Source organism: Streptomyces sp. NPDC060209 (assembly GCF_042728155.1).
In the GTDB taxonomy this organism is placed as follows: Bacteria; Actinomycetota; Actinomycetes; order Streptomycetales; family Streptomycetaceae; genus Streptomyces.
This window is the reverse complement of record NZ_JBHWZS010000268.1, coordinates 1-11,770: the sequence shown is the minus strand read 5'-3', so window position 1 is coordinate 11,770 and position 11,770 is coordinate 1. Positions and strand designations below refer to the sequence as shown.

The following is an 11,770-nucleotide window of genomic DNA, read 5'->3' as shown; positions in this document are numbered from 1 at the left end:
CCGAGGCCGCTTCCGCCGCCGTCACGCCGCCGCCGTCGAGGGTCGTCATCACCGGCGCGTCCCTCACCGTCCCCCGCGCCGCCGAGCAGGTCACCCTGCGCCCGGAACCGGTCGGGACTCCCGGCGGCCCCGGCTAGGAACCGTCAGAGGGGCGGGGCCCGGGGCCGCCTTCCGGTCCGGAGCCGTCCAGGTCGTCGATCGCCCTGGTCAGCCAGCCCGTCCAGAACGTCTCCAGGTCGATGCCCCCGCGCAGCACCAGATGGCGCAGCCGGTCCTCGTCCGCGGTCCGCTCCGGCGGGAAGTCCCGCTTCTCGATCTCCAGGTACTCCGCCAGCTGCTCCTGGTGCAGCACCAGGTGCCTGCGCAGCTCCCCGGCCAGTCCCGGGGCGCCGACCACGGCGGCCGCCCGCATCCTCAGCAGCAGCGGATCGCGGACGGGGCGCGGATCCTCGGCGAGCGACACCCAGGCCATCAGCGCCTCGCGGCCCGCGGGCAGCACCTCGTACTCCTTCTTCTGCCCGCGCGCCGGCTGCGCCGCGGGCAGGACCCGGATGTGACCGGCCTGTTCCAGCTTCCCCAGCTCGCGGTAGATCTGCTGATGAGTGGACGGCCAGAAGTAGCCGATCGACCGGTCGAACCTGCGCGTCAGCTCGAGACCGGACGACGGCTTCTCGAGCAGGGCGGTGAGGATCGCGTGCGGGAGTGACATGGACTGCATCCTAGAGACGGCAGGACCGGGCGCTCACAGCTCCGCGGCGAGCTCCGTGCCCTGGCGGATCGCGCGCTTGGCGTCCAGTTCGGCGGCCACATCGGCACCACCGATCAGATGCACCGGACGGCCTGCCGCGCGCAGCTCCTCGTACAGCTCGCGGCGCGGTTCCTGGCCCGCGCACAGCACCACGGTGTCGACCGGCAACAGGCGCTGCTCGCCGTCCACGGTGAGGTGCAGGCCCTCGTCGTCGATCAGGTCGTAGGACGCGCCGGCGATCATCGTCACGCCGCGGTGGCGCAGTTCGGTGCGGTGGATCCACCCGGTGGTCTTGCCCAGCCCCGCCCCGACCTTGGTGGCCTTGCGCTGGATCAGATGCACGGTGCGTCCCGGCTTCGGACGCTCCGGTGCCCGCAGCCCGCCCCGGTTCGCGTAGTCGGTGTCCACACCCCACTGCCGGAAGAAGACCTTCGGGTCCAGACTCGCGGCATCGCCCCCGTCGGTCAGGAACTCCGCGACGTCGAAGCCGATCCCGCCGGCCCCGACGACCGCCACCCGGTCACCGACCTCCGCGCCGCCCCGCAGGACGTCCAGATAGCTGACCACGCTGGGATGCCCCACCCCGGGGATCGCGGGGGTGCGGGGCTCGACGCCGGTGGCCAGGACGACCTCGTCGAAGCCGTCGAGCACGGCGGAGGTGGCCCGGGTGCCGAGCCGGAGCTCGACCCCCTCCTCGGCGAGCCGGGTACGGAAGTAGCGCAGCGTCTCGTTGAACTCCTCCTTGCCGGGGACCCGGCGCGCGACGTTCAGCTGGCCGCCGATCTCGTCGGCCGCGTCGAAAAGCGTCACCGCGTGTCCGCGCTCGGAGGCCGTGACCGCGCACGCCAGTCCTGCGGGTCCGGCGCCGACCACGGCGACGCGCTTGCGGACGCGGGTCGGCGAGAGCACCAGTTCGGTCTCGTGGCAGGCCCGCGGGTTCACCAGGCAGGAGGTGATCTGCAGGCTGAAGATGTGGTCCAGGCAGGCCTGGTTGCAGCCGATGCAGGTGTTGATCGCGTCGGCCCGGCCCTCGGCCGCCTTGGCGACGAAGTCGGGGTCGGCCAGGAAGGGCCTCGCCATCGACACCATGTCCGCGCGGCCCGAGGCGAGGACCTCCTCGGCCAGTTCGGGGGTGTTGATGCGGTTGCTGGTCACCAGCGGTACGGAGACCGCGCCCCGAACCTTCTCCGTCACCCAGGTGAAGGCGCCGCGCGGTACCGAGGTCGCGATCGTCGGGATGCGCGCCTCGTGCCAGCCGATACCGGTGTTGATGATGGTCGTGCCGACCGCCTCCACCTCGCGGGCCAGGTGGACGACCTCCTCCAGGGTGGAGCCGCCGGGCACCAGGTCGAGCATGGACAGCCGGTAGATCAGGATGAAGTCGGGGCCGACCCGCTCGCGGACGCGGCGCACGATCTCGACGGGGAAGCGGATGCGGTTCTCGTACGAGCCGCCCCAGCGGTCCTCGCGGTGGTTCGTCGCGGCGACGATGAACTCGTTGATCAGATAACCCTCCGAGCCCATGATCTCGACACCGTCGTAGCCCGCGCGCCGCGCGAGTTCCGCGGCACGGACGAAGTCCTCGATGGTCGCCTCGACCTCGTCGTCGTCAAGCGCATGCGGCGTGAACCCGCTGATCGGGGCCTTGAGCGCGCTCGGCGCCACCAGGTCCGGATGATGGGCGTAGCGCCCGAAGTGCAGGATCTGCATCGCGATCCGGCCGCCCGCCGCGTGCACCGCCGCCGTGACCTCGGCGTGCTGCTCCGCCTCCGCCTCCGTGGTCATCTTGGCGCCGCCGGGGAAGGAGCACGCCCGCTCGCTGGGCGCGATCCCCCCGGTGACCATGAGGCCCACCCCGCCGCGTGCACGCGCCGCGTAGAACGCGGCCATCCGCTCGAAACCGCGCTCGACCTCTTCGAGACCGATGTGCATCGACCCCATCAGCACCCGGTTCGGGAGCGTGGTGAATCCGAGGTCGAGCGGGCTCAGCAGGGTGGGGTAGGGGCTCATCCGGGTCTCCTCGCAGGTGTCGTCGAGCCAGTTGTAGACCACTCGTCGACTGTTATGCAACAAGTTGCACAATGATGTACGTCGCAGTCCCCGCAAGGCCGGCCCACGAATGGCCCAACACCACCGGGCCCTGCCCCCCGGCCCGGACGAGAGTGGATCCGTACGGCTCCTTGCCGCTGCCCCTCCTTGTCGACAGGAGACACCCCATGACCTGCATCAACCGACGTGACCTCGGACTTCTCGTACTCAGGGTGGGTACGGGAGCCGTCCTGGCGGCCCACGGAAGCCAGAAGCTGGGCGGGTGGTTCGGTGGCGGGGGGATCGAGGGAACCACCGCGGCGATGGAGGCCATGGGCTTCCACCCGCCGAAGCACAGCGCCCTGGCGGCCGGAATCGGCGAGGCGGGCGGCGGGATCCTGCTGGCTCTCGGCCTCGCCACCCCCGCGGCCGGCGCCGCCGCGGCCGGCACGATGGCGGGTGCCGTCGCCGTGCACGCGCCCGCCGGCTTCTTCGCGATGGGCGGCGGCTACGAATACCCGGCGTTCCTCGGCTTCACCGCCGCCGCGATCGGGGTGACGGGCGCCGGTCGCTACTCCCTCGACCACGCCACCGGGCACGTCCTCGACCGGCCGTGGGTCGTCGCCCTCGCATTCGCGGGCAGCGCCCTGGCAGCGGCGGCCGTCGTCGGCCGACGGGCCAAGGGGCAGGCGGCCGCGCAGAACGAGCCGGGGGACGAGGGCGCGTAGCTCTCCCGCATTGATCGCCGTTTCAGGGGCATCCGGCAGTGCATGAATGCGAACGCGCTGTCGATGAACGCACGTGGCCAGGCCAGAAGAGCCGCGCGCAGCAAAGCCATGGACGTGGGGGCCCGCGCCGGGTTCGTGGCACGAGGAGTGATCTACCTGCTGGTGGGTCTGCTGGCCCTGCGCATCGCCTTCTCCGACGGAGGCGGGCAGCAGGCCGACCGAGGCGGCGCCATCGCTGAGATAGCCGAGAAGCCCTTCGGAAGCATCCTGCTGTGGGCGCTCGGTGTGGCGCTGGCCGGCATGGCCCTGTGGCGCCTGTCCGAGGCGTTCTTCGGCCAGGTGGGCCCCGACGGCAACAAGGCGGGCAAGCGGGCCATGGCAGCGGGACGCTTCGTGTTCTACGCCTTCGTGTCGTACTCCGTGCTGTCCTACGCCGCCGGTGACCAGGGCAGCGGCAGTGGATCGAGCGACAAGCAGACCGACGACGTCACGGCGCGTGCCCTGCAGTGGACCGGCGGCCAGTGGATCGTGGGGGTCGCGGGCGCCGCGGTGATCGGTGCGGGTCTCTGGATGGCGTACCGGGCGATCGCACGCAAGTACCACAAGCACCTGAAGACGGGTGAGATGACGAAGAGGACCCGTCAGGCCGTCGATGTCGTGGGCGTCTTCGGCGGTACCGTCCGTGGCGCGGTGTTCGCCACGGCGGGTGGATTCGCGGTGGCGGCCGCCGTCCAGCACGAACCGGGCCGCGCCAAGGGCATGGACGACACCCTGCGCTCCTTCACCGAGACGCCCGCCGGCCCCTGGCTGCTCGTGCTCGTCGCACTCGGCCTGGCCGCCTTCGGCCTCTTCTCCTGGGCGGGCGCCCGTTATCGCAAGGTCTGACGGGAAGGCGGCTCCGCCCCGTCAGTCGAGGCCTCTCGCCTCCCTGAACCTGGCCAGCCCGTCCGACAGCCGGACCACCGGCTCCGGGTAGTCGTAGCGGCCGCGCTCCCGCTCCGGCAGTTTCCACGGCTCATGCACGGCGGACCCGGAGATCCCCGCGAGCTCGGGCACCCAGCGGCGTACGTACGCGCCGTCCGGGTCGTACCGCTTGGCCTGCGTCACCGGATTGAGCACCCGGTTGGGCCGGCTGTCCGTGCCCGTCCCGGCCACCCACTGCCAGTTGAGCTGGTTGTTGGCGATGTCCCCGTCGACGAGCAGCTCCAGGAAATGACGCGCTCCCGTCCGCCAGTCCACGTACAGAGTCTTGGCCAGGAAGCTCGCGGTCAGCAGCCGCCCCCGGTTGTGCATCCAGCCCTCGTGGAGCAGTTGGCGCATGGCGGCGTCGACCACCGGATAGCCGGTGCGGCCCTCCTTCCAGGCGGCCGTCTCGTCCTCCGCCGCCCGCCCGGTGCGCCAACGGTCCTGCCGCGGACGGTAGTCGGAGCGGGAGGCCGCCGGACGGGCGGCCAGGACCTGGTGGTGGAAGTCCCGCCAGCACACCTGTCGTACGAAGGCATCCGCCCCCGGTCCGCCCGCGGCGCGGGCACGGTGGACCAGCTCGGTGGGGGAGAGAGTGCCGAAGTGCAGGTGCGGCGAGAGCCGCGAGGTCGCGTCGCCCGCCATGTCGTCGTGGCGCTCCTCGTAGGACGCGAGCCCGTTACGCCGCCACGCGGTGAACAGTCTCCGGCCTTCGGCCTCCCCGCCCTCGGCCAGGCCGGGGGACAGACCGCGGATGCCGGCCCGCGACGGCAGCGCGGCGGAGGCCGGGCCCTCCGGTACGCGCACGGTGCGAGGCGCCCGGAACGGGGAGCGGAGCCCTTCCCCGGACCAGCGCCGGAAGTAGGGGGTGAAGACGGCGAAGTGGTCCCGGCCCGCTCCGGAGGGGACCACCGCGCCGGGCGCGACCGCGGTGACCACCGCGTCGTGCACGCTCAGCCGGCAGCCCGCGGACGTCAGGGCCTCGCGCAGCCGTTCCTCCCGGCGCTGCGCGTAGTCGCTGACGCCCGCCGCCATGTGGACCACGCCCGCCCCCGTCTCGGTGACGATCGTGCCGACCTCGTCGGCCACGTCGCCCTCACGGACGATCAGACGCCCACCGCGCTCGCGGAGTCCTGAATCCAGGTCCCGGAGGCAGTCGGCCAGGAAGGCGCGCCGGTTCGGAGCGGCGAACCCGGCGGCCTCCACACCGTCGTCCAGAACGAAGAGCGGGACCACCTCGTCGGCCGAGGCGAGCGCCGCGTGCAGCGGTGGATGGTCGTGCAGCCGCAGGTCCGAGGTGAACAGAACGATCGCCACGGTCATCCCTGACCACCTGCCGTCCCCCGGCCCGCCGCCAGCGCGATGTTGCGCGCCATCCCGCCGAAGACCACAGCGTGGAACGGCGACACACTCCACCAGTACGCATGACCGAGCAGCCCGGACGGATGGAAGACGGCCCGCTGCCGGTAGTGCGACCGGCCGTCCTCACTCTTCTCCGCGTACATCTCCAGCCAGGCCAGGCCGGGCAGCCGCATCTCCGCGCGGAGACGGAGCAGCCGGCCGGGCTCGATCTCCTCGACCCGCCAGAAGTCCAGCGAGTCCCCGACCCTCAGCCGCTGGGCGTCCCGCCTGCCCCGGCGCAGGCCCACCCCGCCGACAAGCCGGTCCAGCCAGCCCCTTACCGCCCAGGCCACAGGGAACGAGTACCAGCCGTTGTCACCGCCGATCCCCTCTACGACCCGCCACAGGGCTTCGGGCGAGGCGTCCACATCCAGCTCGCGCACATCGGTGTACAGGCTCCCTCCCGCCCAGTCCGGATCGGTGGGCAGCGGATCGCTGGGGATGCCCGGGGTGGACGCGGAGGACCACCGTGTCGTCACCCTCGCCTCACGCACCCTCTGCAACGCGAGTGAGAGAGCGGTGGCGAAGGAGAAGGGCTGCCCGGGGCCGTCGGGGACATGGTCGGCGATGTCGTGTTCGTGGCACACGACTTCGTAACGCAGGGACTCCGCGAGCGGGCGGGCGATCGACGCGGGAACGGGTGTGACCAGCCCGACCCAGTGACTGGACAGACCCGGCGACAGCATCGGCACCGGCAGGATGAGCCGGTGGGGCAGCCTGGCGACCTGCGCGTACTTCTGCATCATGTCGCGGTAGGTCATGACGTCGGGTCCGCCGATGTCGAAGGCGCGGTTCACGTCGGCGGGCATGTGCGCGCTGCCCACGAGATAGCGCAGAACGTCCCGCACGGCGATCGGCTGGATCCGTGTCGACACCCAGCTGGGGGTGACCATGACCGGCAGCCGCTCGGTGAGGTAGCGCAGCATCTCGAAGGACGCCGAACCCGAACCGATGATGACCGCGGCGCGGAGCGCGGTCGTCGGTACACCCGAATCGAGCAGGATGTGTCCGACCTCTGCGCGCGAGCGCAGATGCGGGGACAGCTCCCGTTCGGGGACGTCGGCGGGGGTGAGCCCACCCAGGTAGACGATGCGCCGGACACCTGACGCCTTCGCCTGCTCGCCGAAGATCCGTGCCGCCTCGCGGTCCGTCCTCTCGAAGCCGGACCCGGCGGCCAGCGCGTGGACCAGGTAGTAGGCGACATCGATGTCGCGCATCGCCGCGCCCACGGACCCAGCGTCGGTCACGTCCCCCTCGGCCACCTCCGCCTCGCCCGCCCACGGGTAGTCCCGCAGCTTCTCCGGGGTCCGCGCCAGGCAGCGCACCTGGTGACCGGCCTCCAGGAGCTCGGGTACGAGGCGGCCCCCGATGTATCCCGTCGCGCCCGTCACCAGACACCGCAGTCCGCCGCTGTCGTCCTTGCTCTGCATGGCCCCTCGCTCCGGCTGGCGGCTGGAATCTCCTCCGCCCACGGTGCCCCCATGCGGGTGATTCCGCTTGCCGAAGGGGCCCGACACGCCGAAGCCCACCCCACCGGGTGGCGGGGCGGGCAAGGGCGGGACTCAGCGAGGACCGGGACTCAGTGGGGACCGGGCTTCTCGGTGGCGGTGCCCCTGATGACGCGCGGGTCGTCCGCTCCGCCCGCATACGGTTCCGTGGGGACGGTGGGGGGCACGCCGTCGGACTTCAGGGCCCGCGCCTCGCTCTTCAGGATCCGGGCCGACTTGCCCAGGGAGCGGGCGAGTTCGGGGAGCTTCCTGGCACCGAATATCAGGATGGCGATGATGAGGAAGATCGCGATCTCGCTGATTCCGAACATGACGGCTGTCTTCTCCCTGGTGGGTGTGAGGCGCTCTCCCGGTGCCCGGAGGCTTTCCGGTGCCGCAGCGGAGCGCCAAATCTACAGCACTGTAGAAGACGGTGGCAGGGCGTCTTCCGGCCCGGCCTCAGCCCTCGTCGCTCCCCTCGTCCTCCTCGTCGCCCTCGAAGAAGTCGCCCACCTCGTCGATGACTTCGGCGGCGACCATTCCGCCGACGACGCCCACGGCGACACCCGCCGCCCCGGCGGCGAGCACGGTGCCCATCCCCGGGCCGGAGTGATGCTGCGGATGCCCGCCGTCGTGTCCGTATGTCTCAGTGGCCCCGTGCGACGCGCCTGCCTCGGCCAGCGAACGGATCCGGCCGTCCACCTCGCTGACCCAGTCGTGGCCCTGGACCTCGTGATGGCCGATGGTGAAACGGCTGAGGGTGTCGCCGCCCGCGGAGAAGTGGCCTCCCCGCTTGTCCGCCTCCAGCACGACCTCCAGGCCTGCGGGGCCGGCCAGGAACGTCACCTCGATCTCGTTGATCCGGTCCGCGTACCGCGGGGCGGGCGAGAGCTCGATCTCCTGGTAGAAGGGCAGCTGCTGACCGCTGCCGCCGATGTGTCCGAGCTCCAGATCGGCGGACCTGAAGCCGAACCCGAGCTGTCCGAGCGCCTCGAGCACGGCCTCCTGGGCGGGCAGGGGTCCCACCGTGAGGCGGTCGAGGTCACCCTTGTCCCTGGCGCCGGCCACCGAGAGCTCTGTGCGCACCCCTAGGACGATGCCGAGGTCCTGGCCGTAGAGCTCGGTGACCGGGGTCTCCCACGGCAGCGTCACGTCGAACGGGACGCCGCGCTCCTCGCCCTCCGCCAGCACGAAGCCGCCGCCGACGGTGAAACGCTCGAAGACCACGGCCCCTTCGGCCTCGCCGTCCTCGTGCTCCGCCTCCACGCGTGCGACCAGCTCCAGCGTGATGTGCTCGATGGTGGAATCGGCGTTGCCGCCCTTCAGCCGGACCTCGCCGCTCAGCCGGCCGCCCGGAACGACTGCGCCGGGCGGCAGCACCGTGTCCACGGTGGGGCCGCCCACGCCGAGTGAGCCGAGCAGCTTCTTGAACACCATCGTGGCGTTCACTCCTTCTTCCGTACGCGGAGAACGCGTTCAGCCGCGTTTCTACACAACTGTAGAAGTATAGAGGCGAGATGAGCTGCGGAATCGGGCTCCGTGCGGGACTTCGTGCGGGACTTCGTGCGGGTCTCCGTGCGGGTCGGGGGAGGAGGTCCGGGGGCTGTCGTACCGCGGATCTATCATGGGGCGGTGAACAGTGCAGACGACCCCCGCGACGGATCGGGCGATGCGGCCGGGGTGTCGGAGCTCCAGGCTCTCGCCGTGGAGCTGCGCCGGATGAACGGCGAGATCAACCGGCTGGTTCACGCTTTCGCGCACGCGCAGGGTCTGCACGCGACGGATGTGCAGGCGCTCGGCGCGATCCTGGACGCGGATGTGCCGCTGACCCCCGGGCGGCTGCGTGATCACCTCGGCCTGACGTCCGGCGCGGTCACCGCGTGCCTGGACCGGCTGGAGCGTGCGGGGCACATCAGGCGCGCGAGGGAGAGCTCCGACCGCCGTGTCGTGCATCTGTACTACGAGTCCGGGGCCAAGGCGGCCGCGCGCTCGTTCTTCATGCCCCTCGCGGAGGCGGCGGCCGGCGCGCGCGCCGCGTCCGAGCCTCAGGAGCTCGAGGCCGCACTCCGTTTCCTCGCCCGGATGAACGGCGAACTCGCCGGCGTGCAGGTTCCTCGGCGCTGAACCGCCATCCCGGTGCAGAGGTGCACTGTGAGGCATGTAATCTCAATCATTGAGATACATCATGATTGAGAGATCGCGGCCGACCCAGGAGTGCCATGTCCACCGCATCGAAGCCGGCCCGCCGGCTACGGCTATTTCTTGTCCCCGTATTCCTCGTCCTCGCCTGGCTCGTCGTCGGCGGTGCCTTCGGCTCCTACGCGGGGAAGCTCGGGGAAGTGGCCACCAACGACCAGGCCTCGTTCCTGCCCCGGAGCGCCGAGTCCACGCGGGTCGTCGAAGCCCGGAAGGCGTTCAGCCGGCAGGAGACCGTGCCCGCCATCGTGGTCTGGACGTCGGACAAGGAAGGCCAGGAACTCGGTCCGGAGCAGCAGAAGGCGGCGACGGCGGCCCTCGCCTCCCTCGAAGGCGGCCCGGGAGTCACCGGCGAGGTGAGCCCCGCGCTGCTGTCCGACGACCGCAAGGCGTTGGAAGGCGTCGTCCAGCTGAGGCCGGATCTGGGGGACGGACTTCCTGACGCCCTCGCACATGTCCGGAGCGCCGCGGAAGGGGTCCCGGGAACGGCGGTCGGGCTGGCGGGCCCAGCGGCCTCCCAGGCCGATCTGTCGGACGCCTTCGCCGGTATCGACGGACTGCTGCTCGGTGTCGCACTGGTGACCGTGCTCGTCATCCTGCTCCTGGTCTACCGGAGTGTCCTGCTGCCTCTGATCATCATCATCGGCGCTGTCTTCGCGCTCGGCGTCTCCTGCGCGATCGTCTATGTACTGGCGGACCACGACATCGTCCGCGTCGACGGCCAGGTCCAGGGCATCCTGTCGATCCTGGTGATCGGAGCCGCCACCGACTACGCGCTGCTGCTCACCGCGCGGTTCCGCGAGGAGCTCGGGCGGCAGTCCGACCGGTGGACCGCGATGCGTGCCGCACTCCGTGAGTCCGCCGGGCCGATCACGGCAAGCGCCGCGACCGTGGCCCTGGGGCTGCTCGCCCTCCTGCTGAGCGACCTGACCAACAACCGCGCGCTCGGACCCGTGGGTGCCATCGGCATCGTGTGCTCCGTCCTGAGTGCTCTCACCTTCCTGCCCGCCGTCCTGGTCCTGCTCGGCAGGGCCGCGTACTGGCCGTCCGGCCCGAAGAAGGGCAGGACCGAGCCCGAGTCCGGTTCGACGGGAATCTGGTCGCGGGTCGCGGGGCTGGTCGACCGCTCCCCGCGCAAGGTGTGGGCCGTCACGCTGATCGGCCTCCTGGCCTGTGCCGCCTTCATGCCGACGCTGAACTCCAAGGGAGTGCCCCTCGAGGAGATCTTCGTCAACGAGGCGCCGTCCGTCTCCGCGCAGGAGACCCTGGGCCGCCACTTCCCCGGCGGATCGGGCAACCCCGCCGTCGTGATCGCCGGCGCGGGCCGCTCGAAGCAGGTTGTCGCCGCCGCCGAGGAGGTCCCCGGCGTCGCGAGCGTCTCCGTGATGACGGCTTCCGGACGCCCGGGCGGCGGGGAACCGTTCGTGGTGGACGGCCGGGTCCGCATCGACGCGACGCTGACGGCCGCGGCGGACAGCGACGCCGCCAAGGAGACGGTCAGCCGGCTGCGTGACGCGGTCCACGCGGTGCCCGGAGCGGAGGCGCTCGTCGGTGGCTACACCGCGCAGCAGTACGACACCCAGAAGACCGCCGAACACGACCGCAACATCATCGTGCCGGTGGTGCTGGTCATCATCCTCGTCATCCTGATCGGCCTGCTCCGCTCGCTGCTGATGCCGCTCCTCCTCGTGGCCACGGTCGCGCTCAACTTCCTCGCCACCCTCGGCATCTCGTCGCTGGTCTTCGAGCACGTCTTCGGCTTCAGCGGCACCGACTCCTCCGTACCGCTGTACGGATTCGTCTTCCTGGTCGCCCTGGGCGTCGACTACAACATCTTCCTGATGTCCCGGGTCCGCGAGGAGTCCCTGATCCACGGCACCCGGCAGGGCGTACTGCGCGGCCTGACCACCACGGGCGGGGTCATCACCTCGGCGGGCGTCGTCCTGGCGGCCACCTTCGCGGCCCTGGGAGTCATCCCGCTCGCCTTCCTGGTCCAGATCGCGTTCATCGTCGCGTTCGGCGTCCTGCTGGACACCCTCGTCGTGCGCTCGCTCCTGGTGCCCGCCCTCGTCAGGGACATCGGACCCACCGCTTGGTGGCCGGGCGTGCTGAGCCGGGGCCGGAAGGATGCGCCGGAAGGGGTGGAATCCCTGTCGTAGCGGGAGCGCCGGTGCCACCGGCGACGAGAGACGTGCGGGTGGCACCGCAAAGGGCCGGGG

At 71.2% G+C, this 11,770-nt stretch carries 10 protein-coding genes; 4 read left to right on the top strand and 6 right to left on the bottom strand.

The window, feature by feature from the left end:
• Positions 1–133: 133 nt before the first annotated feature.
• Together ACFWFI_RS33965 and ACFWFI_RS33960 are read right to left on the bottom strand one after the other, a co-directional pair.
• A complete protein-coding gene (locus tag ACFWFI_RS33965; protein WP_387397918.1) occupies positions 134–709 on the bottom strand; it encodes a PadR family transcriptional regulator in 576 nt (191 codons plus the stop codon).
• A 33-nt stretch (positions 710–742) separates the two neighbouring features.
• On the bottom strand, positions 743–2,758 hold the full coding sequence (locus ACFWFI_RS33960; protein ID WP_387397920.1) for an oxidoreductase: 2,016 nt from the start codon (positions 2,756–2,758) through the stop codon (positions 743–745).
• A gap of 206 nt (positions 2,759–2,964) precedes the next feature.
• On the opposite strand from ACFWFI_RS33960, the gene ACFWFI_RS33955 reads away from it, so the two are divergent.
• Entirely contained in the window at positions 2,965–3,504 is a 540-nt protein-coding gene (locus tag ACFWFI_RS33955; RefSeq protein ID WP_387397915.1) for a DoxX family protein, read from the top strand.
• A 42-nt stretch (positions 3,505–3,546) separates the two neighbouring features.
• Positions 3,547–4,389, top strand: coding sequence for a DUF1206 domain-containing protein (locus tag ACFWFI_RS33950; RefSeq protein WP_387397913.1), 843 nt, complete (start codon positions 3,547–3,549; stop codon positions 4,387–4,389).
• Positions 4,390–4,410: 21 nt separating this feature from the next.
• On the opposite strand, the gene ACFWFI_RS33945 is transcribed toward ACFWFI_RS33950, so the two are convergent.
• From ACFWFI_RS33945 to ACFWFI_RS33930, 4 genes are all read right to left on the bottom strand, one after another.
• On the bottom strand, positions 4,411–5,790 hold the full coding sequence (locus ACFWFI_RS33945) for a cryptochrome/photolyase family protein (RefSeq protein WP_387397910.1): 1,380 nt from the start codon (positions 5,788–5,790) through the stop codon (positions 4,411–4,413).
• Positions 5,787–7,298 (bottom strand): SDR family oxidoreductase, encoded by a 1,512-nt coding sequence (locus ACFWFI_RS33940; RefSeq protein ID WP_387397907.1) that lies wholly within the window; start codon positions 7,296–7,298, stop codon positions 5,787–5,789. Before ACFWFI_RS33940 ends, ACFWFI_RS33945 begins: the two co-directional genes overlap by 4 nt.
• A 149-nt stretch (positions 7,299–7,447) precedes the next feature.
• Positions 7,448–7,687 (bottom strand): twin-arginine translocase TatA/TatE family subunit, encoded by a 240-nt coding sequence (locus ACFWFI_RS33935; protein WP_387397904.1) that lies wholly within the window; start codon positions 7,685–7,687, stop codon positions 7,448–7,450.
• A gap of 127 nt (positions 7,688–7,814) precedes the next feature.
• Positions 7,815–8,792, bottom strand: a complete 978-nt coding sequence (locus ACFWFI_RS33930; protein WP_387397901.1) for a sporulation protein — start codon at positions 8,790–8,792, stop codon at positions 7,815–7,817.
• 195 nt (positions 8,793–8,987) lie between these two features.
• Here ACFWFI_RS33930 and ACFWFI_RS33925 point away from each other — a divergent pair, with 195 nt between their 5' ends.
• Both ACFWFI_RS33925 and ACFWFI_RS33920 read left to right on the top strand, forming a co-directional pair.
• A complete protein-coding gene (locus ACFWFI_RS33925; protein ID WP_387397898.1) occupies positions 8,988–9,479 on the top strand; it encodes a MarR family winged helix-turn-helix transcriptional regulator in 492 nt (163 codons plus the stop codon).
• Between the two features lie 95 nt (positions 9,480–9,574).
• Complete coding sequence (locus ACFWFI_RS33920) at positions 9,575–11,710, top strand: MMPL family transporter (protein ID WP_387397896.1); 2,136 nt, start codon at positions 9,575–9,577, stop codon at positions 11,708–11,710.
• Positions 11,711–11,770 lie beyond the last annotated feature (60 nt).